Below are 26,011 nucleotides of genomic sequence, written 5' to 3' on the forward strand. Positions count from 1 at the left end.
CGGCCGAAGGCTGCTGCTTGGCGCGTATATGGACTTCATCCGCATCCGATTCCTGACTATGCTGGCTTACAGGGTCAATTATTACACCGGTATTCTGATCTATTCCTTGAATATCGGGGTGAACTATTTCACCTGGAAAGCCATTTATGGTGACGGAGGTTCGCTAGGTGGTTTCACAGCATCTCAGATGACCACTTATATTGCCGTATCATGGATGGCCCGCGCCTTCTATTTCAACAATCTGGACCGAGAGATCTCTACGGATATCCGTGACGGCAGTATTGCCATCCAGTTCATTCGTCCTTATAACTATGTCATGGTCAAAATGATGCAGGGCCTCGGAGAGGGTATCTTCCGCTTCATGCTGTTCATGATTCCCGGAATGGCTATCGCCATGTTGCTCTTCCCGGTTCAACTCCCTACCGATCCTTCGGCGTGGGCCGGATTCCTTAGTATGCTGTTCTTCAGCTTTCTGATCAATTCGCAGATTAATGTGATTACAGGGCTTTCTGCGTTTTTTGTGGAAAATAATGAGGGTATGATGCGTATGAAGCGCGTCATTGTTGACTTGTTCTCCGGACTGGTTATCCCGATCAGCCTGTTCCCAGGCTGGTTATCTTCCGTGCTGAAGCTGCTGCCGTTCCAGGCCATTACCTACCTGCCTGGTTCCGTCTTTACCGGACGAGTGACAGGTGTCGGCATTTGGAATGTGCTTGGAGTACAGGTCTTCTGGTTCGCGGTACTCCTGATCCCGATGATCTGGTTATATCATGCGGCGCGGCAGCGCCTGTTCGTACAGGGAGGTTGAGGACGCTTGTATTACTTGGGACTTGTCGTTGAATATTTGAAAAATTATATGAAAACCCGGCTCACCTACCGCGCCGATTTCTGGGTGGAGGTCGTGTCGGATCTGTTGTTTCAGGCGACCAACTTTATCTTCATCTTGGTAGTTTTCATGCATACCAACAGTCTAGCCGGCTGGAATCAGAGCGAGGTTATCTTCGTCTATGGATTCTTTATGGTGCCATTCGGACTGTTCAGCTGCTTCGTGAATATGTGGAACTTCAGTGAGCGGTACATTGTTAAGGGGGAGATGGACCGCGTTCTGACGCGCCCCGCCCATAATCTCTTTCAGATCTTTCTGGAAAATATCGATCCGCCCGCACTGTTCGGCTCGATCATTGGCTTGATTATTATGGCGATCAGCGGAGCGAATCTGGGGGTTCCGTTTGAATGGTGGACGATTCCGGCACTGATTGTCCTTTCTATTAGCGCCGTTGCGATCTACACCGGAATTTATACCGCCTTGACCTCGCTGTCTTTTTACTCAGACGCGCCAACAGGTATCATTCCTCTGATGTACAATATTCAGAACTATGGTCGCTATCCGGTTACGATCTACAACCGGGCCATTCAAGTGCTGCTTACCTGGATCCTGCCGTTCGCGTTCGTAGGTGTGTATCCGTCAGCACTGCTCCTTCAGCGGGACGAAATGAAGAACATGGCCCTGCTGACGCCTCTGATGGGTGCGATCTTCCTAGGCATCGGCTTAATCGCTTGGAACTTCGGAGTAAGAAAATATAAGGGAGCAGGATCTTAAGTCAAGTGAAGATCAGCTACTGTATCAACTAAGCACCTCTGGAAACCGCGGGTTTCCAGAGGTGTTTAGTATGGAAAGAGGTCCTTAGTTGCAAGAACATCATAAATGACGTTTCACTCGTGTAGCTTATGGAGAAGTATACGTTCATAATAAAAGTAATTTCAGTTCAGGAGGCCGTTATGAAGCCATATCTCATCGGAATTGACTTAGGTGGTACCAATATTAAGGCGGGTATCTTTAGTACGGATTTCAAGCCAATCGAGGAAGTGTCTTTTCCAACGGAAGCTGCGGGTGGGTCCGGGCATGTGTTTAAACGGATCAGGGAAGCTGTGCAACTGCTGACGGTCGAAAAGGGGATCTCTTTAAAGAGCATTCAGGCTATGGGGATGGGGATTCCGGGACTGCTTGACCCAACCCGGGGAATCTCCATTTTTTCACCGAACTTTCCTGATTGGGAGCAAGTGCATATAGTTAATGCCATGAAAGAATTTGTTGAGTTTCCCGTATTCATCGATAATGATGTTCGAGTTAACCTGTATGGTGAGTGGTATCATGGTGCCGGACGGGGGTATAACAATCTTGTTCTGATTACGCTTGGAACCGGACTTGGCTCAGGAATCGTTAGTGATGGCAAGGTGTTGTACGGCACCACGTACAGTGCGGGTGAGATTGGGCATATGAACATGTTCAGAAGCGGTCGTCCCTGCAGATGCGGAAGCTCGGGCTGTCTGGGCAGATATGTCTCCGCCGTGGGGATGGTTTACACCATTAAGGAAAAAATTAACTCAGGCTGGACAAGCATTATCCAGGACTGGGTTCATGGAGATCAGCAGCGAATAACTGCACAAATGATATCGGAAGCTTATGATCTAGGGGACCCTTTGGCTAAGGAAGTAATGGAGGAGACCGGCGTTCTGCTTGGTTTCGGATTAGCGAATGTCATCAATCTGCTGAACCCGGAGCTGATCATCATCGGGGGAGGGATGGCTGCTGCAGGTGACAGGCTTCTAAATCCCGTCCGGGAGACTGTTCATAATCACGCGCTGAAGCTATCCGGCAGTCGTTGCCGAATTGTTCAGGCTGAACTTGGTGCGCAGTCAGGGACAATTGGAGCAGCCGCCTACGCATATCGTAAGGTGACTGCAATGTCCTAGTGGCCGTGGGGAGCATTTGGAGTGTATTTGCCGGATGATTATGTGAGGCAGAAGACCAGGTTGTATGGAAATTGGAGTTGTAGATGGATATTGGAGATCAGGAAGCCGGACGGGCAGTGAAAATGATCTTGAGCCCGAGCGAGATAAACAATACTCCAGCCAAACGATTCAGGATGACAGAGATCCGTGAACTCTCCCGCAGCTTGCGAGTAGTGAACTCAGAGAAGAGCACCAGCAGACAACACCAGATCGTGCTGGTGGCAATGAACGAGACGCCTAGCAGTAGGAACGGCAGTGTTCCGTAGCTGTTGCCGGGTGCGATAAACTGCGGCATAAAGGCCAGATAGAAGAGCGCTACCTTGGGGTTTAGCAGATTGGTCAGAAAACCGTTCATGAAGATCTTCTTTTTCATTGCTGTGGAAGAGGAATTGCTGCTCATCAGTTCACTGTCTTTGCTTAGCAAGGAACGAACGCCTAAGTAGATGAGATATCCCGCCCCCAGCCATTTCACCACAGCAAAGGCCGCTGCCGATTGAGCCAGGATGACCGATAATCCTAGTGCCGCAAACAATGTATGCGCAAACGTACCGCTGATAATGCCAAATACGGACAGAAAGCCGGTGCTTCGTCCCTGTGCGATCGTTCTCCCCAAGATGTAAAAGGTGTCCGTACCCGGTGTCATGTTCAGGATAATCCCCGAAAGTACAAACAACGAATAATGCTCAATGCCGAACATTCCGATCATTCCTTTCGCTCTTTATTACGTTAATTCGCAATTGTCTACAATTTGAATACCATTTTACCATAATCAGGAACAGTCATGAACGGTATTTATATCATTCGATTAATATGTCAAAATTCACCATATATACATAATTATTTAGTAAAACGACATTGTTCACCATTTTCTGTCAATGAAGCTGTTCAGATAAAAATATATACTGAAAGTAGTGAATTACAAGGCCGTTTAACCTCTGAGACAATCGCATTTAGCAACAGAGAAGCTGGCCAAGCACAGATTTCCTACATATACTGCTGCACCGCAAGTTACTACCGTTAAAGAAACTTTGGACTGTTCCGGAAGATCCGGAACGGGTCGTAAACTCGAAGGAGGTAAGCTTCCATGTTGATTATTGCGGTATCCTTGGAAAGTGCTTTTGCCATTGATGAGCTTCTTCCGTATGTATCTCCTGAACTTAGAGCCCGCAGCAGCCGGTTGAGACGTGTGGACGATGTGCGCAGGTCACTGGTCGGCGAGATCATTGTTCGTATGTTCGCGATGGACATTGAAGGCCAGAGAAATGATGAAATTGCCTTTGAAAAAGGTGTGTTCGGTAAACCGCGGCTCCAGCACATGCGTGAGCCCTGGGAATATAATATATCCCACTCGGGGAAGTGGGTCACCGGAATCGTCAGCCGGAAGAATCAGCGGGTTGGAGTAGATGTGCAGAAGATGGGAGCCGTAAAGCCTTCTTTATCCAGATATACGATGTCACCCAAGGAATTGGAGCATTATTTGTCCCTCCCTTTGAAAGCACAACGGGCATATTACTACAAGCTCTGGACGAGTAAAGAAAGCTATCTCAAAATGGAGGGGATCGGCATCTCGATGCCCATCCGGAAGGTATTTACCGAAGGTCTGACTATACAAGACGAGACTGCCTGCGCTAGAAACGGGAGAACCGTATGTTACTTTAAGCAATATCCGGTGGATGCCGGATACTCACTTACTGCTGCTTCAACAGACTATAGATTCCCGGATGAATGTCTTCTGGTTAAATCCTCGGATTTGCTGGATGTATTTATGCGCCGGTGCAGGGAGCAATCCCAGAGTACTGTAGAGGATATAACCAGACTTCACCTGACGCATTCGGACGAGCTGGTAATACAGTCAAACGGCGTTCCAGCCGTATAGTTGAATTAACTAAATAAGCTGAACTAGGTATTTATTATAAGGTAAAGGGAACGAAGGGGAATTTGGAACAGGAGGAGCGGTAGATCTTTATGCGCAGAGCTGTGTGTACTCCCCTTGTACATGCAACCTTCTTTTTTTTGTGAAAAATCTGTTTGTGGAATTGTACGGTTGCTTATGCCGCATGCTATGCTATATGACAGAGGAGGGGTTGGGATGAAAAGGGATATACAGAGAGTAGCCTACGGTTACGAGCCGCAGCCTGAAGAGCGTAAGGGAACATTGATATATTATGATTCCTTCCAGAACACCACGGAGCAGGAGCTAGAGAAAGCGGCTAAAACAGCAACCGACCGCAAATTCACCAAGCTTGTTCTCTACCCGCTGCATGAAGAAACCGTAAGACGAATGACGAAGGAACCCGTACTGGCGCTATATAAACGGGAAGACCGCCTGCACGAGTGGAAGAGAAATAAGGGAGCTTCGTTCATTACTGTTGAGGGGCTCGAAGGAAAACGGAAAAAATACACTCCGCTGGATTCGGCGCTACGGCATATCACTGATGTATATCCTTCGCCGTATTTTCTCTATCTAACGCCTGAGATGGCGAACCAGTTCGCTTCTTTCTCATCCTTTGAGGAATGGATTGTGAAGCTGCGGCTGCTGCTGTCGTCAGAACCGGAGGTGGTGCATCCGCGGCTGGAGAAATTCCGTCACCGTTGGGATGTGGCAAGTGAGGAGAAGCAAGGGGAGTAATTCGGGAGGAGAGATCGGACATGTCCAATGTGTACAGCTTTAATATCAGTCTGACCCCGTACCAGGCATTATCATTGATACGGGATACGTTGCCGAGGAATTCTGAACTGGTTCACGAAGAAATTAACGATGCCGGAGACGGCCGTATGATCGGAACGCTGGTATATGAAAGATACTTTTTCCGGTCCGCGAATCAGGCTGCGCTTGTAATCATCATCGATAATCTGCAAGGAGTAACAAACGTCCGGTTGATTGCGGCGGGGGTCTCGAATGGTATGATTCTAAAAATCGATTGGGGAGCAGGCGCGAGTTTTGTTTCTTCCGTAGAAAAACTTCTCGAACCTTACGTGATCGATGAGCCCTAAGGGGCTCAACATGCCATTATCTTGACTGATCGTTCAAGATAATATATATTGGAAAGTATTAAAGGAGATGAAAGCTATGGCAAGACACAAGGAGTTCGACCAGGAGGAAGCGCTCGACAATGCACTAGATCTGTTCTGGACCAAAGGATTCGAGCGCACTTCGATTCAGGATTTGTGCACCCATCTGGGCATTCACCGGGGAAGTCTATATGATACCTTCGGAGATAAGCATTCGTTGTTCTTGGCATGTCTTGATCGTTTCCAGCACAATTCAGAGGAGCAGTATTATTCGATTCTGGAGGAAGAAGGCTCGGCAAAAGAGCTTTTGACTCGTTTCTTCGACAGGGTGATCGATAACTCCATGAGTAATGCAACCCTTCGGCGGGGCTGCTTTATGACGAATACCGCTGTAGAGGTAGGGATTAATGATCCGGTTGTTGCTGGCAGAGTAGAGTCTTACTCCATTCAGGTGGAGACACGGTTCTATAATTTTTTGCTGCGCGCACAGAAGAAAGGCGAGATCAAAAGCAAACACAGCCTTCGCGAGCTAGCACGTTTTCTGGCTACGACCAAGCAAGGTCTGCATGTCATGGCTAAAACTGCACACGACCGCAGTGTTCTTGCCGATGTCAGCAAAGTTGTTCTTGCAGTATTGGTTTAATTTTTTTTGCTTATTTCTTGAACGAACGTTCAAATAAATGATAGAAATGAGGAACTTCTTATGAAAAGAATGCTCTGGGTCCTGCTCATCATGTCTGTTGGGGCTACATATACTTCACCATTATTCCCGCTTTATCAGGAGCATTTCCAGCTCTCAAGTCTAGGTATCACGCTATTGTTCGCTGCTTATGCCGTCTGCCTGCTTCCGACCTTGCTAATTGTTGGTTCTAAGAGTAAAGGATGGGGATTTCGTCGTGTGCTGATGGTTAGTATTATCCTATCCATTGCGGCGACTGTACTGTTCCTGACTGCCGTTCAGCCTTGGATGATCTATCTTGGGCGTATGCTGGAAGGGGTCGCTTATGGGGCGTTTACTGGCTGTGCGGCTGCCTTTTTGTTCATTCAGACGCCTTCAGAACAAAGAGGTACTGCGCTTACACTGTCAGGGATAACGATCTCAATGGGCTTTGGCCTTGGACCTGCCATCAGCGGACTGATGATCGAATATTCAAACTACGAGCCACTGCATTTGCCTTTTGTAATATTGAGTGTGCTGCTGATTAGCGCCCTAGTGGTGCTGTTCACATTATCAGAGGATGCTGAAGCTCAGCAGGGGAGAAACACTTCGAGAGTTACACTGGGGATCCCGAAAGAGATTGCCCCTCATTTCCGTTCTCTCATCGGTTTATCTATTTTCATGGTATTTACCCTGAACGGCATTGTACTGTCATTAATTCCTTCATTCACTAAAAATGTAATCCACAGCTCGAATCTTTCGATCTCGGGTTTACTTATCCTGTTACTTCTCGGTGGGGGTGCCATGACACAGTTGATCCGCTCGCCACAGGACAACGTGACCCGTATCCGCATCGGATTGATTCTGCTGCTCACCGGTTCCTGCATCACAGTATTATCCGGTGAAACCTCGCAATTGGCACTGCTATGGACAGGGATCTTTATCCAGGCCATTGGTTCCGGTTGGACCTTCCAGGTGAGCTTGAAACTGGCCGGAAGCATGCCCAAACCGGAAGAGCGGGCACAGGTAATCTCAAGCTATTATCTGTTCGCATATTCCGGTTTCATTGTTCCGATTGTTGGCGTAGGCGGACTGACTTTTTTCTTCAGCCTGAACACGGCTTTGATTATTCTGAATGCCTTAGGAGCCCTCACAATTCTTTATATCCTCATGTACTCTGTTCGTTTTCGTAAAATCTACAATTGATTGCGCCGATAGCTATACATTTTCCATTGATAGTGAATAAAGCAGCCGATGCAAAAGCCGAGAATCGCTACTGTCGCTGCAACAGCCACGAGAGTTGTGAAAATATATGCGGCGGTTGTCCAGCCAGCAGCGAAGCTGATTAAGCCGGCAGCAAGGCAAAATACGGCAATGGTCTGGTTGAACTGCTGCTGATCCCAATCCTCAAGAATATAGGCCGATCTTTCTTTGGTCAAAAAACGTGCTGCGAACTTAATCACTGGGTTATAGCCGAAGATCAGACCAGATAATCCTGCAGCTAGCGGAAATGCCAAAATCCAGTATTGTCCGCTAATCCATGATGCCAGAACTGAAACTACAATAAAGGCCTGGTTTGTACGCACTAACGGCCGAGGGATCGACTTATTCGTTGAAATGACTCCGTTCACTTAAATCACACCTTTCTTATAGGAATAATCTAAGTATACTCCTCCGGATATTGTAATGGAAGTGCGTATTGGCTGATAAACATTAAATTTGAATAAATAAATATTGACTTATTTCCTGAATTCATGGTTTTATTATGTAGACCAATTGTTATAACGAAAAGGAAGTGTCTGGCATGACGCACAAGCCGAATGCACGCGAAGCTATTGTGGATACGGCTTCGAGATTGTTTTTCACGCAAGGCTACCATGCAACTGGACTGAATCAGATCATTAAAGATAGTGATTCACCAAAGGGTTCGTTATATTATTACTTTCCTCATGGCAAAGAGGAACTTGCACTGACATGCATTAACCGCACAAGTGAACTCGTTGCCCAGAAACTTAAACGAAGTGTGGATCGCAACCTCAATATCGTGAATGCCATGAATGAGTTTATTCTGGAAATGGCGAAGGAAGCAGTTGATTCATCCTTCAAGGGAGTGGTTCCGTTCAGCTTCTGGCTTGCGGTTGAGACGTCATGCATCAGTGAAGAGCTGCGCCATGCCTGTCAATCCGTATTTAAGGACTGGCAGGAAGTAATTAAGCTGCGTCTAGTGGAAGAGGGGATCGCAGAGGAAGAAGCTGCTGGCAAAGCCTCGGTGGTGATCTCCCTGTTTGAAGGCGCACTACTTCAGGCATTAACCTACCGGGACGAAGGTCCGCTTCTGGCAGCAGCCAAGATGATCCCTGTCATTTTGGGATAAAGAGAACATGTATATTTAGGAGGAAACAAGAGTGGAAGCAACATTGAAAGAGAAACATACCGCAGAACCAAAATTTAAAGTCATTCCCATTCTGGTTTCCTTACTGCTGGCCGGATTTATCGGAATGTTCAGTGAGACGGCCTTGAACGTAGCGATTACGGACCTGATGCAGGTTCTAAACATTACACCCGCAACAGCGCAGTGGCTGACTACCGCGTACTTATTGACGCTGGGTATTCTTGTGCCGATCTCGGGCCTGCTGCTTCAGTGGTTTTCAACCAGACAGCTGTTTGTAGCGGCGTTATCATTCTCGATCGCAGGCACGTTCCTCGCGGCGATTTCGCCAAACTTTGAATTCCTGCTGGTTGCACGGGTGGTTCAGGCTATGGGTACTGCACTGCTGCTGCCGCTGATGTTCAACACGATTCTGGTCATTATTCCGGCGGAAAAACGGGGAGCTGCAATGGGGCTCATCGGACTGGTCATTATGGTTGCACCTGCCATTGGACCGACCATCGCCGGACTCCTGATTGAAAGTCTCAGCTGGCACTGGATATTCTGGCTGTCGCTGCCGTTTCTCGTGATTGCACTGTTGTTTGGAATCAGATTCATGCAGAATGTAACTACCGTCACCAAACCTCCGATTGACTTATGGTCTATACTCTTATCTTCTGTGGGTTTTGGCGGCATCGTCTACGGCTTCAGCAGTGCGGGTGAGGCTGAAGGTTGGGGAAGTGAAAAAGTAATCTTGTCCATTGTTGCGGGCGTGGTGGCACTGGCATTGTTCGTCTTCCGTCAGTTGAAGATGAAGCAACCGATGATCAACCTGCGTGCATTTAAGTATCCGATGTTTGTGGTCGGTCTCTTGATGGTCCTGATCTGCATGATGGTGATCCTGTCCTCCATGCTGATTCTTCCGATGTACCTTCAGCAAGGGCAAGGTTACACCGCATTCAAAGCTGGATTGTTGCTTCTTCCAGGTGGATTAATTAACGGTCTCATGTCGCCAGTTATGGGCCGGTTATTCGATAAGTACGGACCTAAATGGCTGGTTATTCCGGGTCTTGTGATCACAGCAGTCACAATGTGGTTCTTCTCGGATATTAATGCGACCTCATCGGTGGTATTTGTGATCGTGCTTCATAGTGCTTTGATGGTGGGAGTATCGATGATCTTTATGCCGGCACAGACCAATGGAATCAACCAGCTGCCGATGGACCTGTATCCTGATGGCACAGCCATTATGAATACACTTCAGCAGGTGGCCGGGGCCATCGGAACCGCTCTGGCGGTGAGTATTATGACGGCTGGTGTCAAGAGCTATATTAGTTCATCTGACAACCCGGAAGATCCGGCTAATGCACTGCCAGCCTTCACACACGGTGTGCAGAATGCTTTTATCTTCGGAATGGCAATGGCATTAATCGGTCTATTGTTGGCGTTCTTCCTGAAGCGTGTGGTCATTAAGCATAAGGCGCAGACATCCATGCACTAATAAACTGATTGAATAAAGCACATCCGCATGCTGCGGGTGTGCTTTATTTGGGATTGCCGAATAGAGAGCTTCAGGGATTTACTCGAAGACAATATGATTAACCACATAAAGTTTCGGAACTGCATACTGCGTCCAAACATTAAATGTACGCACTATTTAATGTTTCTATAGGAGGCCTATTATGAATAAGACTCGTCTTGCCCTTGGGTTTACCATAATCCTGTCGGTTGTGACATTCATAACATCTGTCGGCATCAACCCTACTGCAGCTGCGGTAACGACACAGGAGAACTCAGCAGTTTACCGGCAGTTCCAGCAATACCTGAAGAATCCCGCTACCTTGGCACAGGCCCGCAAGTATTTAATCAACCATATCGATGAGGTCAGCGTATGGAATGCCACAGTTATGACGCTTCACCTGGAGAATGCCCAGAAAGCACAATTAGCAGCCTTCGCGGAAAAGATTTATTCACAGGATGTACAGATAGCGATTGAAGAGGCTGCTAAGAAAAAAGATCTTACTTATACCGGACTTCTCAGTGTCATTAAAGATCCTAAGATTAGAGCTATTCTGGTGGAGTCACGGGACAAGGGATATAAAATCCGGAACAGTGAAGGGATGTCTTATCCCGTTATGAATTATGAGGGCTTCAAAGTTTTGAAGCCGTTTATTACAAAAGACATTGCTGAATATATTAATATCATGGCCAGGGAATCCAGTCGCCCGAGTATGTCTGATGCTGCCGTTGTGATCAGTTGGGAAGAATTGATCTCCAGGGCGCTAGCCCAGGAAGTTTTTGTGAAGACATATCCAAATTCCAACCGGACGGCTGTGATGAAACAGGAATACGGATACTCGCTTTCCCGTGTATTTTACGGCAGCAGCAATACTCCCGCCTATGACTCGGCAGATGGAGGGAAGACAGGAAAGCTTGATCCCGAGCTGAGACAGGCTTATGAGGAGGCTTTGAAGAATGGTACTGGTAGCAGTTCATTACTCGCGGCAATCGAGGGTTTGTTGAAACTGCTTGATACGACAGGTGATGTCCTTACCCCTGATGTGGAGAAGTATCTGGAGGCTCATGTGGTGTAGCTTATAAATCAAAACCCAAACCGGCGGAATCTCGTTTAACGGAGAACAGCCGGTTTCTTTTTTTCATAGATTACAGTCTTTGTCTCTGATAGAATTAGGGAACTTCAATGTACACAAAAGGGGAGCGAACGATGAGGTTTTTGACTCGCAAACATTTGTTAATCTGGTTAATTATCATGTGTGTAATGCTCACACTCACACCCATTACGGATAATCAGACGGCCGCATACGCCGACACGGACATTCAGCCGGCCAAGAAATATCCTTTCCCAGATGGTTTTGTCTATCTCGATGAGGTAATCCCGACAGCCGTCTTCGAAATTCGTTATTATAGTAATAATAATTTCGTTGGCACACGTGTGGATGGCTATAGAGCCCCTCTGGCGATCATGACTAAACAAGCCGCAAAGGCCCTTAAGGTGGTCAATGATGATCTGGCCCGCAAAGGTTATGCGCTCAAAATTTACGATGCTTACCGGCCGCAAAAGGCAGTTAATCATTTCGTCCAATGGTCGCAGGATCCGGCGGATATCAAGATGAAGCAGCAATATTACCCCAAGCTGAATAAGGCCAATTTATTCGATCTAGGCTTCATTGCGAAGAAGTCCGGTCATTCCCGGGGCAGTACCGTGGATTTAACGATAGTGAACCTGAAGACGGGTGTGAATGTGGATATGGGCAGCCCGTATGATTTCTTTGGCAATATCTCCTATTATGATACGACACTGATTACGAAGACACAGAAAGCGAACCGTAAGATTCTTCATGACGTTATGGTGAAGCAGGGATTCAAGCCTTACAGCAAGGAATGGTGGCACTTCACGTTGAACAAGGAGCCGTTTCCAAACCAGTATTTTAACTTTAATGTGGAATAGACGGTTGCCCTTATATAGATAATATGATCAAAGAGACTATGGACCTTCACTGGAAGGATAAGCATAGTCTTTTTTTAGGCTATTGACATGTCGGGCGGAAGAGAGTAAGTTTAAATTCGAATTAATCATTGTTTAAAACGTTGTTTATATTGTTTGAAAGGGGGATAGACACGCAGGAGATGAATAACGAAACCAATCAACACGATACTTCAGACAAGGATACCAAACAGACGATACTGCATGCGACTGTGGAACTGATCCGGGAAGACGGTTTCCAGTGTGCAACCCTGCGCAATATTGCCGCCAAGGCGAATACCAACCTCGCGCTGGTCAATTATTATTATGGTTCCAAAGAGAAGTTACTCGGCGATGCCGTGAGGCACCTAATCTCCACCTTTGATGTAGCCTTTAAAGTGCTGGATGATGAGAATTTGCCGCCCAAAGAACGGTTAAAGCAATTTTTCCTCCTTTATATTGGTAGCCTAGCGAAGTATCCCGGGTTAGCCCGGAAAATGCTGGATCAGACTCCACAAGTTATGGGTTCAGAGGTGGAGTATGCAAGATACAGCAAGATGATGAAGCTGGAGAAGATACAGAATGCGATTGGAGAAATTACCGGTGAACAGGATCGTCAGAAGCTGATGACGATGATGATGCAGCTGTATGGAGCTTTGGTGTTTCCAATTATCATGTTCTCATGCTGGAAAGAAGATATGCTGCCGGTATTTCAACAGCCATCGATTGAAGAGCAAATCGACGGATTATTCGCAAGATATTTTAATGAATAAATAGAGAAATGAGTGGAGAAGAGAATGACAAACACAACTAAAGGGAATCAGGCAGCCGTAGAGCAGCCCTTCTCACTAAAAGCCATATTGCCGCCGCTTCTGGCGATTATTGTTGGCATGATTATGGTTATCCTGGACAGTACCGTGGTGAATGTAGCTGTACCTGAATTGCAGAAATATTTCGGCACAGATCTTAAAACGGTTCAGTGGACCATTACCGGATACACCCTGGCTTTGGCAGCAGTAATTCCTCTTGCCGGGTACATGACGGACCGCTTCGGTGCGAAGCAGGTTTTTGTAACAACGGTTAGCATGTTCGTATTGGGTTCGATGCTGTGCTCCATTTCGCAAACGTCGACTCAGTTGATTATCTTCCGTGTTATTCAAGGTCTTGGCGGGGGTATGGTTGCTCCGATCGGGATGGCGATGGTCTTCAGACTGGCACCTCCGGAACGCAGAGGCTCGATTATGGGGATGCTTGGGATTCCCATGCTGCTTGCTCCGGCACTTGGCCCGATTCTATCCGGCTGGCTGGTTGAGTATGTGAGCTGGCACTGGATCTTCCTGATCAACCTGCCTATCGGAATTCTGGGTGTAATCCTTGGAGTTAAATACTTGCCTGTTACAGAGAAGAAAGGGAAAGCGCCTTTGGACGTGCTGGGGATTATTCTTGCTCCAATTGCTTTCTCAATGCTGGCCTTCGGGGTGAATCAAGGCGGTAGTGAAGGCTGGTCTACAACTGGTGCCATTACCGGACTTGCCGTTGGTGGCGTTGCACTTCTATTGTTTATCATGGTTGAGCTGGTTCATAAGCATCCGCTGCTTGAGCTGCGTGTCTTCAAATCTTCAGACTTCAGCCGTGGTATCATCCTATCTTGGGTTACCCAAGCTGCATTATTCGGCTCCATGCTGTTCGTACCGCTGTATCTGCAGCAGATCCGCCAATATACACCGCTTGAAACTGGTCTGATCCTGTTGCCGCAAGCCTTGGGTTCCGGTATCGGGATGCCACTGGGCGGAAGACTGTTTGACAAGATTGGTGCCCGTCCACTAGCTTTTGCCGGTCTTTCCGTGATCTCGACAGGACTGTTCTTATTGTCCGGTGTAACGGTAGATACAAGCTTACCGTACGTAATGATGTGTCTGGGTATGATGGGGCTTGGCATGGGCTTTACCATGATGCCTGTGAACACACATGTGCTTAATTCGGCTCCGCGTGAGTGGGTTGGACGCGTAACACCACTTACAACGGCTGCTCAGCAGGTGGTTGTATCCTTTGCAGTTGCCGGGATGACCGGATACCTGACGAGCCGGATTTCTACTCATATGGGAGAGATGACTCAAGGAAGCAATCCGTTGAGTGCAGCTGTTCTTGGATTTAATGATGTATTCTTCCTGTCAGCTTTCGTTGCCCTATTGGGGGTTGCTCTAAGCCTTATCCTGCGTAAACCGAAAATTGTGAAGCTTAACACTAGTGAGGACGGCCAAAAAGCCGACCCTGCTATGATGATGGGCCATTAATATTAAATGGTACGGAAGTCCTGAAGAAACCTCTGCAGCTTTAGCTGTGGAGGTTTTTTGCTGTTTGCGTGGATGCAGTGCAGATTGTACATTGACGCGGCACGATAACCAATATATAGTTTTAATAAAACTATTAATAGGAGTAGTCATATGTATGAATTATTGGTTTTGTCTCTGTTAATGCATTTCCCGCTGCATGCTTATTTAATCGCGAAGATTATCAGCCCATGGGAAACCATCAGCCGTGGAACACTATCTACACTACTGGCCAGATTAGAGAAGGAAGGCTTGATAACGGAGGCTGAACCTTCCGAAGTACCGTTTACGGGTGACCGTCCTTCCCGTGCACTGCAGATCACAAGTAAGGGTAGAGACCGGTTTTATGAGCTGATGCTCGATACTAAATCCGGGTCCAATACGTATCAGAAGCTTTTTCATATTAAATCGCAGCACTTGGAGTTTCTAGCCACTGATGACCAGCTCTTCTTAATTGAACATTATATTGCATACGCTGAGAAGGCGATTGCGAAGCTGCAGAAGCAGATTGTCCGGTTTCTGGAGGATCCGGTACCTGAGTCTGGTCAACCGGGAGTACTATTCCATGCCACCACAGCGGATCTTCTGCAGGTTAGACTGGAGTCGAAGAAACTGGATTTAGCATGGGCTAAGCGGCTGCGGGAAGCTGTCAGTGGAATGAAAGCAGGGGGAGTATGATGATGGAGAAGGTAAGTTTAATTAGCAGAGCTGCAACATTAGGCTTTCGTATCCTGAGAATCAATGAAATGTGGAAGAAGACAGGGAAGGAGCTTCGTAAAGTTATTGATCATAAGCAGGCCACTGAAAGCTATGAGCCTCCGGCGAAGCTGTCGCAACAGTTCAATATTTCCAAATGGGAAATCGAGGGGCATTCATATTACGTGATCTCTGGTAAAAGCCAAACGACAACATCATCCAAACATATCCTTTATCTGCATGGCGGAGGGTATGTCCTCAAGATATCATCACTACATTGGGATTTCATCGCGGATATGGTGGAGAAGGTCGGGTGTACAGTCACAGTTCCGATGTATCCGCTCGCTCCGAAGTATGGACATGCCGATGCTTTCGGAATGTTAGTCCCTCTATATCAAATTGTCGCAGCGAAGACACCTTACGAAGATATCGTGATTATGGGGGATTCTGCAGGGGGTGGAATGAGCTTAGCATTGGCACAACTGCTGAAATTAAAGAATATTCCTCAACCCGGACAAATCATTCTGATCTCACCTGTAATGGATATGACATTCAGCAATCCAGAGATCAAAGCCGTCGAGGCAAAAGATCCCATTGTCGCTGTTCCGGCAGTCCGTGAAATCGCCGAGTGGTATGCGGGGGAAAAAGGTATCCAGCACCACTTAATCAGCCCTATCAATGGGGACTCTGATGGATTAGGAAATATCAGTATATTTATCGGCACCCATGACATTGTGTACCCGGATGTCCGAAAGTTCAGGGAGCTTCTGATGAAGCAGGGAATCGAGTTGAACTATTATGAATACTCCAGAATGTTGCATGTATGGCCGCTGTTCTTTTTTCCTGAATCACATAAAGCCAGAGAAGAGATCTGGAGAATTATTCAGTCCGGCGTTTCTTAAATAAGGTAACTGGAAGTGGGGATAATGACATTCTCCCAAGCAATTCAGAGGCTACAATGCCCAACAAAACCAAGGAAGCACCTGCATACCCTTGCATGGATAACTGTTCACCTGCGAACCAGTAACCAAAGAATGCGGCGAACACCGGTTCCAGCGAGAAGATGAGTCCGGTACGGGTTGCGGTGGTGTATTTCTGGGCGACGGGCTGCAGGATAAAACCACAGGCGCTGCAGAGTATTCCGAGAGCCAGGATCGCTATCCAAGACGGAAGCGACGAAGGAAGTGCAGGGGATTCGAATAGGAATGACAGGATGAGCGCATACCCTCCGGCGAAGCCTAATTGAAGAATACCGATATTCAGGGAATCACAATGTTTAACCGCTCTGCCAGTAACCAGTATCTGTACCGCGTAAAAAACCGCAGACAGGATGCAGAGGAAATCCCCCGGCCGGATTTGCAAAGAATGATTTAAGGTAAGCATTCCGATGCCGGCAATCGCGAGAACAGCGCCAAAGGCTTGAGGCGGGGAGACTTTTTTCTTAAATACGAGCACTTCAAGCAGAGGTACAAATATGACCGTCAAGGCAACCAGGAATCCGGCGTTCGAGGTAGTGGTTGTCTTTAGCCCAAAAGTGATGCAGGTGAATACACCAAGAAGCAGGAAACCCAGCAGGGCGCCATATTTAAGGGTCCTTACATCAATAAGCATCAGACGTTTATGAAAAAGCAGTCCGGCGAGCACGAAAGCAAGTCCGAACCGGAGGGCAATCAGATTGAATTCTCCAAGCGTGTCCAGGCCCATCTTCATGAACATATAAGAGGAACCCCAGAACATCGTTACCATAAGCAGCAGCAGCTCAGCCTTGAGCGGTTTCATGATCATCATCCTTCTTTATTTCAGCTCTGCATAGTATAATATGGAATTATACATAAGTTAACTGAATATTTATCATATGTTACATGAATTATTCTCATGCAATTAAACGGGGTGATGTATCTTTGAGCATTAACAAGTATGAAGTGTTTCTGAAGGTTGTGGAGCTCGGTAGTCTGACCAAAGCTGCAGATGTCCTTGGATTTACGCAATCGGCTGTCAGCCACACCTTGAGTAGTTTGGAAAGCCAGTTCGGCTTCCCCTTGTTAACTCGTAACCGTTCGGGAATTAAGCTGACTGTGAATGGTGAGCAGGTACTTCCTCCGATCCGGGAGATTCTGAAATGGAATGAGTTATTGAAACAAGAGGTGGGCAATATTCACGGTCTGGAAGTAGGGACGATTACGATCGGAACCTTCACTAGCGTCTCTGTACATTGGCTTCCCGGGATGATTAAACAATTCCGCAGTCAATACCCGCATATCCAGTTCAGGCTTATGGAAGGCGATTATCTGGAAATTGAGCAATGGATTGAAGCGGGGGTTATCGATTGCGGTTTTATTTCCTATCCAACCCGGGATAACTTTGAAGTATTCCCACTTAAAAAGGATCGGATGCTGGGGATTGTCTCGGAGGATCATCCGCTTAGCCAAGAACCTTATCTAACTTTCGCCCAGATTGCCGACGAGGATTTCATCATCCCGAAAGAAGGATCTGATTATGACGTCAGAAGGGTACTGGACAGGGCTGGGATTAAACCTAAGGTAAAATTCACAGCCGGTGATGATTATGCCATTATCGCAATGGTGGAGAAAGGGCTGGGCATCAGCATTTTACCGGAACTGGTTATCCAGGGGCAAAATCGTAATGTGGTTGCTCTGGAGCTGGAGGAACGCAGCTTTCGTTCGCTTGGGATTGCAGTACATTCTATGAAATATGCTTCTCCGGCAACGAAACGTTTTGTCCAGGATGTCCAATTATGGATACACGAATAACCAGCGTATCTCTGCTAACCGGAGATACGCTGGTTTTTTGTTCAAATACCCTTTTAGTTAAAAGCCTTTATACTGCGGTTCTTCCTGTTCAATCTGCTGTATACGGCCTTCAACCTGTTGTACGATTTGCTGGGTCTGCTCAGCTGCACTCGTAAACAAATTTTTAGCGTCAGTATTCTGAGTCTCCATTGCGAATTGTTCAAGGCTCGCTTGAGCGCTTTTCAGCGAAGACAGGCAGGTTTTGACTTGAGATGCTACGGTCACGTTCTTCCCTCCCCGCATAGCAAATTCAGAGAATTGCAGCATTATTGTTAACTAAAGAGAACAACGGCAAACAGGTAATACCTTCCAGAACTCATCGGAGTTATTTCTTCTTTTTTGGCAAATAATTAGTTTACGATGCTAGGTCTTACATAGACAAGGAGGTATTAAGCGTGTCAGATTCAGTGGAAGTCATAATAAGAACGCTATTCTCAATCGTTGTACTATTTTTTTTAACCAAACTATTGGGGAAAAGGCAGGTATCACAGCTTTCGTTCTTTGAATATATTACCGGGATCACTATCGGCAGCTTGACTGCATATATATCACTGGATACAGATAAGCAGTGGCATCTCGGAGTGATCGCGCTTGTAGTGTGGGTGGCTGTATCGTTCGGAATTGAATTCCTGCAGATCAAAAGCAAAAAGGCCAGGGATTTCATTGACTTCAAGTCTACTGTATTGATTAAAGACGGCAAAATTCTCGAAGATAATTTAAAAAAAGAACGACTGTCAACCGATGAGCTCCTGGAAGAGCTTCGTAAAAAAGATGTCTTCAAAGTCGCAGAAGTCGAGTTCGCGATTATGGAATCAGATGGAGCCATTAACGTTCTGTTGAAAAAGGAGAATCAGCCGCTTACAGCAAAGGATCTCGGAGTCAAAGTAGCATCAGAGAAGGAGACTTTAGCCGTCATAATGGATGGCAAGATTCTGGATGAACCGCTCGACACCCTTGGTTTAACCCGCTCCTGGTTGCAGGGAGAACTGGAGAAGCAGGGACTGACCACGGAGAATGTTTTTCTGGGTCAAGTCGATTCTTATGGTGAGCTTACAGTCGATTTGTATGCAGATGGTGTCAAGGTTCCGCAGCCGCAGGATAAACCGCAATTGTACGCACTTCTGAAGAAATGTGAAGCCGATTTGGAACAGTTCAGCCTGTCCACGGACAATAAAGAGGCCAAGCAAATGTATGAGCAGTGTTCACAGAAGCTGCAGGCGCTTCTTACGCAATTAAAGCCATATATCCAGAACTAACAGAAATCTACGGTATACCGGAACGGAGATGTAGATCGAGGGGTTGCAATGGCGGGTTGAATTAAATAGCTAAAGGGGCCGTCCCAAGTAGCCATTCATGGCTTATGAGGCAGTCTCTTTTTATTTCCTAAATATACAGCAGCCTGAATTCCAAACATTCACCTTAGTTACGACCTCATCTGAGATGGCAAAATATTAAGCTGAATTAATAAAGTCGGTTCCCTCTGACACCGTATCCTTCACTAAAGGGAATAGCATGGTCAGATCTTGGCATAATAAATCTAATGCTTCAGCCAGAAACTGGAGGTGAGAACGGGTGGATCAAATTCTGGACAATATACATATGCAGCTTGAGAACTGTGAAGACGCAGTCTATCAAACTTTCAGGGTTCATGGCCGGTCTTGTGTTCTTATCTATATTCCTTCAATTGTGGATATCGTAAAACTCGATGATTCTATTGCGCTCCCGATCAAAGAAGAAGCTAATTCGGAGAATGATTGGCCTGGTTTTATGAAACAGGTCGATGGAGGTACCGCATTCTCAATTCCATATGATAAAGTGATGGATTTAGGGCAAGTGGCGAATCTGGTGGTAGCAGGCAATGCTGTGCTGTGTATGGAGGATCAACCTTTTACCTATTATTTTAAAATCACACGATATGAGAAAAGAGCCGTATCGGAATCTCAGAATGAACTTGTAGTTATCGGGCCGCAGGAAGCCTTTATCGAGGATATAGAAACGAATCTTTCCTTGCTGCGCCACAAGATCAAACATCCAGACCTTAAGACCAAGCATTTCAGCATTGGCAAATACACCAAAACCGATGTGTATGTCGTATATATCGAAGGGCTGCCCAAGCCTGGAATTATTGACGAAATCGAGCGTAAGCTTCAGGGGATCTCGATTGACGGGATTCTGGGGATCAGCTATCTGGCCGAATATCTAAATGACCATCTCTACAGTCCCTTTCCAATCTTTCAATATACTGAACGTCCGGATTCTGTGGCAGCATCCCTGCTGGAAGGGAGAGTCGGAATACTCCAGGATGGTACACCAACTGCAATGCTTACACCAGTTACGTTCTTCACATTGTTACAGTCCTCGGAAGATTATTATCAAAGTTTCTACGGGAGCAGCTGGATACGTATGGTAAGGATCTGTTTCTCCATGATATCCATGCTTATGCCAGCGCTTTATGTGGCAATCACCACATTTCATCAACAGATCATTCCGTCCCAGCTGCTGATTACTATTGCATCCGCCCGTGAGAACATCCCTTTCTCCGCATTAACTGAGGCGCTGCTTATGGAGCTCACTTTCGAGGCGTTACGTGAAGCTGGGACGCGTATCCCCAAGCCTGTAGGACAAACTGTGTCTGTAATTGGCGGGATCGTTATCGGACAAGCTGCTGTACAGGCGGGTATCGTGTCCGCACCCATGGTTATCGTCGTATCCATTACCGGAATTGCCTCTTACATCATTCCACATATGGAATTAGGCTTGACCTTCAGACTGCTGCGCTTCGTGCTACTGATCATTGCCGGAAATTTCGGGCTGGTGGGCATTATTTGTGCATTGTTTATGTTATATGGCCATCTGGCACATCTCCGATCATTCGGCACGCCATATTTACAGCCGCTCGCACCGCTTGTGTTCAAGGATTGGAAAGATACGTTTATTCGAGTGCCTACTCAAAATATGAACAAACGTAGCTCTGCCTTCTCAAAAACAAGTGTGAGGAGGAAAAAACCGCGATGAGATTCATTCAAATCGGATTGTTACTAGTAATGTTGCTAAATTTGACGGGTTGCGGGTCTAAAGTAGAGATGGATGAGATGACTTTTATCTATGCGTTATTTGTGGATTCAGGCAAAGAGCCGGGTACGGTTACACTAACGATCAGCACCCCCTTACCTAACCGTTTGATGTCGGGTCAGATGTCAGGCAGCGGAAGTGGTGACGGGAAAGCTTACTCTACGGTAACGAAGACTGCCCCTAGCATCACAGAAGGGTTACGGGCAATTCAAAAAGACTTGACCCGAAGACTCAGTATTTCACATATTAAAGTCATTGTAGTGGGAAAGGATTATGCGAAGCGTGGAATCGGCGATCTGTTTGAATGGTTTAAAAGAGAGCCTGGATTTCCGCTCGGAACCTACGTACTGGCGAGTCCAGGGACGGCTAAGGAAATGACCAAGCTGACCCCAATCTTTGAACAGTTACCTTCGCAGGTCCTGGAAGACTTTGCCGCAGAGAAATACATGCTGGACACTTCAGTCCAGGATTGTCTGATTGCGGATGAGTCTGATTTAGGATTTGCACTCACTTATCTTTCTTATGGCACTAAAACCAAGCAGAACGAACAAAGTCAGAAGGAATATTGGGCGGGGATACAGGGTGCCATGTTGTTTGAGAAGAATAAAATGAAAGCCATTGTGAAGACGCAAGAAGGACAGGCTTTAGCCTGGGCATTAGGGGGTCTCAGACTGCCTAATTATTCTTTGAAGCTAAATGATAATCACCTGAAAGTCGGTGCTATATTCGTTAAGACTGGCTCATCTAAATCGGTCAGATTGTCCGGCAACAAGCCGGTCTTCACGGTTAAAATTAAAGGTAAAGCAAGCATCATCTATTTAGATAATCCGGACAATTTAGATCAGGTGACTTTAAACCGGTTAATCCGTAATGCTCTGCAACAAAAAGTAGATGCCGAGGTATCGGAAGCCATTCAAAGTACTCAGAAGGCAGGGGCGGATATTTTACATCTTGGATTACTTCTGGAATGGAATCATCCGCGAATTTGGAATCAGCTCCGCGATCGTTGGACGGATTATTATACTCAACATGCTAAGATCGACGTTGTGACGGATTTCAATCTTGTCGATTTCGGATCAGAAAAATAAGAGCTAGGAAGGTAGTGAGATGATGCATACTACAAAATGGCAGCTGTTCCGGTTCGCGATTATCTACTTCAGCTCCCAGACCTCTATTTTCCTGATCCCTGTGATCTTGGAAAGCTCTAATTATCAGGGTTGGATTGCACTGATCGCAGGCTGTGGACTGAGCTTGATCATTCTGTACTTCACCATCCGGACGGGTTCATTCAGAGCTGGACAAGCGTGGCTCGAGTTCGGGAAGGAAATGGTTGGCAAGTGGATACACCGATTGGTTGTTATTCTATTGGCTTGGTGTGTGTATTATGTGTCTATCGATATCGAGAATTTCGTGCTCTTTTTCGGCTCGAATTATTTAAGAGGGACACCACCATTATTGATCCAGTGCATGATTGGTTTGGTGATTTTATATTCGGCCTCATTAGGTCTTCCCACGATTATATATATGTGTGACGGCATATTTATGATTTTTTTGGCATCACTCGCTTTAATATTCTATTTATTTATACCTAATGCTAACATGGATATGTTACCGGCATTGATTCATTACCATGACCCCGTGATTGCAGCTAAGGATTCCATTGTTGTCTTGTCATGGTTCGCTGAGTGGGTGGTTTTCCTATTTGTAGCTCCTGATCTTAAAATTGATTTCAAAATTTTCAAAAGATTAGTCTTGGCGGTTGTAGCCATATTTGGTATCGTACTGGTCGGTTGGATTCTGACACTCTTGAATTTCGGTCCTTATTTGGGCGGGGATCTGAAATATCCCTTTCTGGAATTGGTTCGTAGCTCCTCACATAATAATCTGCTGTCCAACATTGATCCGATACTTATTGCATTGTGGTCTTCCTCTATGTTTATTCACAGTGCATTTTTAATACATATAGGAACACGATGTGCGGCCTATGTGCTGAAGAACCGGGGAAGCAAGTACCTCTCGCCTGTACTCACAACAGCTGCGGTCGCAATCGCTTTTCTATATTCGCGGAACGTGGCGATCTACTCCCGGGATGCTTATTCATTTACGATTGTACTGATCTGGATTGGAGTTGGATGCATTCCTGTGTATTACACTTTGTCCGCCTACATTCGTCAACGGGTCTTAAAGAGGAATTGAAAAGTTAACGGGAGCACTTTCTGCTATGATGGAATCCAAAGGATTGCATGAGGAGGAGAAGACGATGGCCCCATATTTACGCGGGCAAATTGCCCGGGCAGCAGGAGTGAACATTGAAACGCTAAGATATTATGAGAAGCATGGGCTGCTCCCGGCTCCAAGCAGGACCGATTCCGGTTACCGCCTTTACTCTGAAGAAGCTTTACAGCGGATGGAATTTATACAGAATGCCAAACGCTGCGGATTCACTCTGAAAGAAATTAAGAAGGCGTTGATTAAAGCATGTGACGGGAATATTGGTATTGATGATTTTATTGCAGTGATTGACCGAAAAGTGATCAGCATCGATTTGGAAATCGCTAAAAAAGAGAAGACCAAAGCCATGCTGGCTGATCTGAAAAGGAACCTTCAAGCTGCAGATCGACATCCTGGAGTGCAAGAAGTGCTGCAAGTCTTGAATATGAATGATTAACTTGACGTTGTACTTTACTACAGGGCTTACACTGAGCATATTAAACCTGTAGGAGGGATTTAGGAGATGAAGACAGACCTTGAGCAGCTTGAAAGAATCAAGAGCTTCTTGAAACAGACAGCCACTAAAGAGGTTCAAACGGTAGAGCAGACCCGTAAAACTATGGAAGAAGCGGTGGACCGTCTCCCGAAGCTTCCCGGAGTTCATTTCGAATCGGTTTGGATGGGTCATTGCGGTGGGGAACAAGTATACGTAGGCGAGAATACGGAAGGCAGTACAGAGAAAGGGATTCTCTATTTTCATGGTGGAGGATTTACTACAGGCAGCTCCAGCATTTACCGTGACTTGGCGGCAAGAATCTCGCAGACTAGCGGCATCACTGTAGTAACAGTAGATTATCGGCTGGCTCCTGAGCATACGTATCCTGCTGCGAACGAGGACTGTCTGAACGCATATCGCTGGATGCGGCAACTAGGATATTCTGCTTCTAATCTTGTCCTCGGTGGTGATTCCATTGGGGCAAGTCTAGTACTTATGACACTAATCACCCTACGGGACGCAGGAGAGGAGCTGCCGGCAGGGGCTTTTTTGCTGTCTCCGCATACGGATTTAGTGAATCTGGATGGTGACTCTTATGTTAGCCGGGCGGATCTGGACCCTTCAGGAAGTTTAGCAGGGAACCGAAAGATTCTAGAGGATTATCTGGGAGATTATGCAGCGGAGATTCCTGCGCTCTTATCGCCACTGAGGTTAGGGTTGCGAGGATTGCCGTCTATGTTAATACAAGCAGGAGACCAAGAGGTTCTGCTTAGTGACGCAACGAGATTTACAGAATCTGCACATGCTGCAGGTGTGGAAGTTAAACTGGAAGTGTGGGAGAACATGTGGAGTGTGTTTCAGCTCATGGCCGCACTTCTTCCTGAAGCACGGCAAGCTATCGCGAATATAGGTGCGTTTGTACGGAGTTCACTAAACTTACCGGTTGAAATAACTTACGAAAAGAAATAACGCAGAACCATTAAGGAGAGAATCCCGGCAATAACCGTTCCGAGCAGGCTTCGAGTCTTGATGGCAACGAAGAAAGTAGGGAGGGCGGCCAAAAGTTCAGGAACATTCGAAGTTAAGGACAACTGGCCGTCCCGAATAAATAATTCCTGAGCGATTAATGCGGCCATAACGGATATCGGTACATAGCTCAGCCACCGCATTCCCCATTCGGGGATATTAATCCGGCTGAGAAGCATTAACGGCAGTACCCTTGGAATGAATGTCACCAGGGCTGCACCCATAATAATTAGGACGATCTCCATTCTTATTTCCATTTCTCAATCCCCATTCCAATCGTCGAGGCAATGATGGTCGCAGCTATGACCCCAAAGCTCGGTGATCCCATCATGGATACCAGAACCGCAACAATTGCAGCAATAATCCCGATACACACATCCAGTCTTATTTTCTTGCGGCTGAGCATGGAGAGCACCAGAAGGCCGATAAACATTGCGGGAAGTGCAAAGTCCAGACCTAGCTTCTCCGGATTCAGTATCCACTGTCCTAGGAATGCTCCTGCCAGATTGGCCACAATCCAATTTAAATAGGCAGTAATATTGAGCCCATGCATCCATTGTTCGCTAATCTTATGTTTTCTCGCACTCTCGTTAATCGCTACACCAAACGTCTCATCGGTCAGCAATGATCCGATCAGCATGTTGCGTAACGGGGATAGATGCCGGAAGAAAGGTGATATGGCAGCGCTCAATAGTAAATGTCTTAGGTTAACAAACAGTATCGTTACAACAATACTCGACGCAGTACTTCCGGCAGCTATCATTCCCGCTGCGATAAACTGTGCGGAACCGGCATATAGAATACTCGACATCATCGCGATCTCAGGAATCGAAAGTCCCGCGGTTTTCTCCACAACTCCGGCTGCGAACCCTATGCTTAAATACCCCAGCAGTGTGGGCAGGCAGTCTCTGATTCCTTTAATGAAGCTGTCTTCATTTACCGGGGCTGTGGAGGAGTCAAGATGGGCAGTCTCCAACTTCATTCACTAAGCCTCCTAATACAAAATTATATAAACTATAAATTCATATTGGAGTCCTGTCAATTAGCCAATTGTT

29 protein-coding genes are annotated in these 26,011 nt (G+C 46.5%); 23 read left to right on the forward strand and 6 right to left on the reverse strand.

The annotated features are described in order from the left end of the window. The first annotated feature begins 13 nt into the window (after positions 1-13). The 3 genes from ACAN55_RS01610 (at position 14) to ACAN55_RS01620 (ending at position 2,754) form a co-directional block, all read left to right on the forward strand. Positions 14-808, forward strand: a complete 795-nt coding sequence (locus ACAN55_RS01610) for an ABC transporter permease (protein ID WP_379127566.1) — start codon at positions 14-16, stop codon at positions 806-808. Positions 809-856: 48 nt separating this feature from the next. After that, on the forward strand, positions 857-1,600 hold the full coding sequence (locus tag ACAN55_RS01615) for an ABC transporter permease (protein ID WP_379127569.1): 744 nt from the start codon (positions 857-859) through the stop codon (positions 1,598-1,600). A gap of 179 nt (positions 1,601-1,779) precedes the next feature. After that, positions 1,780-2,754: an ROK family protein gene (locus ACAN55_RS01620; protein ID WP_379127108.1), complete on the forward strand. Its 975-nt coding sequence runs from the start codon at positions 1,780-1,782 to the stop codon at positions 2,752-2,754. A 97-nt stretch (positions 2,755-2,851) separates the two neighbouring features. Here ACAN55_RS01620 and ACAN55_RS01625 read toward each other — a convergent pair whose 3' ends face one another. Next, positions 2,852-3,499 carry a LysE family translocator gene (locus ACAN55_RS01625; protein ID WP_379127110.1) on the reverse strand — a complete coding sequence of 216 codons (648 nt, stop codon included), beginning with the start codon at positions 3,497-3,499 and terminating at the stop codon, positions 2,852-2,854. 378 nt (positions 3,500-3,877) lie between these two features. Here ACAN55_RS01625 and ACAN55_RS01630 point away from each other — a divergent pair, with 378 nt between their 5' ends. The 5 genes from ACAN55_RS01630 (at position 3,878) to ACAN55_RS01650 (ending at position 7,669) form a co-directional block, all read left to right on the forward strand. Then, a complete protein-coding gene (locus ACAN55_RS01630) occupies positions 3,878-4,669 on the forward strand; it encodes a 4'-phosphopantetheinyl transferase family protein (RefSeq protein ID WP_379127112.1) in 792 nt (263 codons plus the stop codon). A gap of 213 nt (positions 4,670-4,882) precedes the next feature. Then, positions 4,883-5,422, forward strand: a complete 540-nt coding sequence (locus tag ACAN55_RS01635) for a hypothetical protein (protein ID WP_379127114.1) — start codon at positions 4,883-4,885, stop codon at positions 5,420-5,422. A gap of 20 nt (positions 5,423-5,442) precedes the next feature. Next, positions 5,443-5,787 (forward strand): DUF6054 family protein, encoded by a 345-nt coding sequence (locus ACAN55_RS01640; protein WP_379127116.1) that lies wholly within the window; start codon positions 5,443-5,445, stop codon positions 5,785-5,787. Between the two features lie 76 nt (positions 5,788-5,863). Then, positions 5,864-6,448, forward strand: coding sequence for a TetR/AcrR family transcriptional regulator (locus ACAN55_RS01645; protein WP_379127119.1), 585 nt, complete (start codon positions 5,864-5,866; stop codon positions 6,446-6,448). Positions 6,449-6,508: 60 nt separating this feature from the next. After that, positions 6,509-7,669 carry an MFS transporter gene (locus ACAN55_RS01650; RefSeq protein WP_379127121.1) on the forward strand — a complete coding sequence of 387 codons (1,161 nt, stop codon included), beginning with the start codon at positions 6,509-6,511 and terminating at the stop codon, positions 7,667-7,669. Here the strand turns inward: ACAN55_RS01650 and ACAN55_RS01655 are convergent. Continuing rightward, the gene (locus tag ACAN55_RS01655) at positions 7,660-8,094 is read right to left on the reverse strand and encodes a DUF4395 domain-containing protein (protein ID WP_379127123.1); all 435 of its coding nucleotides are present in this window, start codon (positions 8,092-8,094) and stop codon (positions 7,660-7,662) included. The two genes, ACAN55_RS01650 and ACAN55_RS01655, sit on opposite strands and share 10 nt — an antisense overlap. A gap of 173 nt (positions 8,095-8,267) precedes the next feature. On the opposite strand from ACAN55_RS01655, the gene ACAN55_RS01660 reads away from it, so the two are divergent. The 8 genes from ACAN55_RS01660 to ACAN55_RS01695 all read left to right on the forward strand — a co-directional run bounded on the left by ACAN55_RS01660 (position 8,268) and on the right by ACAN55_RS01695 (position 16,243). Continuing rightward, entirely contained in the window at positions 8,268-8,837 is a 570-nt protein-coding gene (locus ACAN55_RS01660; protein WP_379127125.1) for a TetR/AcrR family transcriptional regulator, read from the forward strand. A gap of 43 nt (positions 8,838-8,880) precedes the next feature. Next, the gene (locus tag ACAN55_RS01665; protein ID WP_379127572.1) at positions 8,881-10,332 is read left to right on the forward strand and encodes a DHA2 family efflux MFS transporter permease subunit; all 1,452 of its coding nucleotides are present in this window, start codon (positions 8,881-8,883) and stop codon (positions 10,330-10,332) included. Between the two features lie 181 nt (positions 10,333-10,513). Beyond that, positions 10,514-11,425, forward strand: coding sequence for a hypothetical protein (locus ACAN55_RS01670; RefSeq protein WP_379127127.1), 912 nt, complete (start codon positions 10,514-10,516; stop codon positions 11,423-11,425). 131 nt (positions 11,426-11,556) lie between these two features. Further along, entirely contained in the window at positions 11,557-12,300 is a 744-nt protein-coding gene (locus tag ACAN55_RS01675) for a M15 family metallopeptidase (protein ID WP_379127130.1), read from the forward strand. Positions 12,301-12,428: 128 nt separating this feature from the next. Beyond that, positions 12,429-13,088, forward strand: a complete 660-nt coding sequence (locus ACAN55_RS01680) for a TetR/AcrR family transcriptional regulator (protein WP_379127133.1) — start codon at positions 12,429-12,431, stop codon at positions 13,086-13,088. Between the two features lie 24 nt (positions 13,089-13,112). Beyond that, entirely contained in the window at positions 13,113-14,609 is a 1,497-nt protein-coding gene (locus ACAN55_RS01685) for a DHA2 family efflux MFS transporter permease subunit (protein ID WP_379127135.1), read from the forward strand. 150 nt (positions 14,610-14,759) lie between these two features. Next, on the forward strand, positions 14,760-15,323 hold the full coding sequence (locus ACAN55_RS01690) for a PadR family transcriptional regulator (protein ID WP_379127139.1): 564 nt from the start codon (positions 14,760-14,762) through the stop codon (positions 15,321-15,323). Positions 15,324-15,325: 2 nt separating this feature from the next. After that, entirely contained in the window at positions 15,326-16,243 is a 918-nt protein-coding gene (locus ACAN55_RS01695; protein WP_379127142.1) for an alpha/beta hydrolase fold domain-containing protein, read from the forward strand. Here the strand turns inward: ACAN55_RS01695 and ACAN55_RS01700 are convergent. Then, on the reverse strand, positions 16,221-17,120 hold the full coding sequence (locus ACAN55_RS01700; protein WP_379127145.1) for a DMT family transporter: 900 nt from the start codon (positions 17,118-17,120) through the stop codon (positions 16,221-16,223). The two genes, ACAN55_RS01695 and ACAN55_RS01700, sit on opposite strands and share 23 nt — an antisense overlap. 122 nt (positions 17,121-17,242) lie before the next feature. On the opposite strand from ACAN55_RS01700, the gene ACAN55_RS01705 reads away from it, so the two are divergent. Then, complete coding sequence (locus tag ACAN55_RS01705; protein ID WP_379127148.1) at positions 17,243-18,112, forward strand: LysR family transcriptional regulator; 870 nt, start codon at positions 17,243-17,245, stop codon at positions 18,110-18,112. A 57-nt stretch (positions 18,113-18,169) separates the two neighbouring features. Here ACAN55_RS01705 and ACAN55_RS01710 read toward each other — a convergent pair whose 3' ends face one another. Beyond that, the gene (locus ACAN55_RS01710) at positions 18,170-18,376 is read right to left on the reverse strand and encodes a DUF1657 domain-containing protein (RefSeq protein ID WP_379127151.1); all 207 of its coding nucleotides are present in this window, start codon (positions 18,374-18,376) and stop codon (positions 18,170-18,172) included. A 170-nt stretch (positions 18,377-18,546) separates the two neighbouring features. Here ACAN55_RS01710 and ACAN55_RS01715 point away from each other — a divergent pair, with 170 nt between their 5' ends. The 6 genes from ACAN55_RS01715 to ACAN55_RS01740 all read left to right on the forward strand — a co-directional run bounded on the left by ACAN55_RS01715 (position 18,547) and on the right by ACAN55_RS01740 (position 24,899). Next, positions 18,547-19,407, forward strand: a complete 861-nt coding sequence (locus ACAN55_RS01715; RefSeq protein WP_379127154.1) for a DUF421 domain-containing protein — start codon at positions 18,547-18,549, stop codon at positions 19,405-19,407. Between the two features lie 316 nt (positions 19,408-19,723). Continuing rightward, complete coding sequence (locus ACAN55_RS01720) at positions 19,724-21,166, forward strand: spore germination protein (RefSeq protein WP_379127157.1); 1,443 nt, start codon at positions 19,724-19,726, stop codon at positions 21,164-21,166. Further along, positions 21,163-22,311, forward strand: a complete 1,149-nt coding sequence (locus ACAN55_RS01725; RefSeq protein ID WP_379127160.1) for a Ger(x)C family spore germination protein — start codon at positions 21,163-21,165, stop codon at positions 22,309-22,311. The genes ACAN55_RS01720 and ACAN55_RS01725 overlap by 4 nt, the downstream gene beginning before the upstream one ends. Before the next feature lie 19 nt (positions 22,312-22,330). Continuing rightward, positions 22,331-23,419, forward strand: coding sequence for a GerAB/ArcD/ProY family transporter (locus tag ACAN55_RS01730; protein ID WP_379127163.1), 1,089 nt, complete (start codon positions 22,331-22,333; stop codon positions 23,417-23,419). Positions 23,420-23,483: 64 nt separating this feature from the next. Next, positions 23,484-23,891 carry a MerR family transcriptional regulator gene (locus ACAN55_RS01735; protein ID WP_379127165.1) on the forward strand — a complete coding sequence of 136 codons (408 nt, stop codon included), beginning with the start codon at positions 23,484-23,486 and terminating at the stop codon, positions 23,889-23,891. Positions 23,892-23,957: 66 nt separating this feature from the next. Beyond that, the gene (locus ACAN55_RS01740; RefSeq protein WP_379127168.1) at positions 23,958-24,899 is read left to right on the forward strand and encodes an alpha/beta hydrolase; all 942 of its coding nucleotides are present in this window, start codon (positions 23,958-23,960) and stop codon (positions 24,897-24,899) included. On the opposite strand, the gene ACAN55_RS01745 is transcribed toward ACAN55_RS01740, so the two are convergent. Further along, positions 24,884-25,213, reverse strand: a complete 330-nt coding sequence (locus tag ACAN55_RS01745) for an AzlD domain-containing protein (RefSeq protein ID WP_379127171.1) — start codon at positions 25,211-25,213, stop codon at positions 24,884-24,886. The two genes, ACAN55_RS01740 and ACAN55_RS01745, sit on opposite strands and share 16 nt — an antisense overlap. Then, the gene (locus ACAN55_RS01750; RefSeq protein WP_379127173.1) at positions 25,204-25,938 is read right to left on the reverse strand and encodes an AzlC family ABC transporter permease; all 735 of its coding nucleotides are present in this window, start codon (positions 25,936-25,938) and stop codon (positions 25,204-25,206) included. The genes ACAN55_RS01745 and ACAN55_RS01750 overlap by 10 nt, the downstream gene beginning before the upstream one ends. Positions 25,939-26,011: the final 73 nt, after the last annotated feature.

This window comes from Paenibacillus oryziterrae, assembly GCF_042610485.1.
Lineage (GTDB): Bacteria > Bacillota > Bacilli > Paenibacillales > Paenibacillaceae > Paenibacillus_AQ.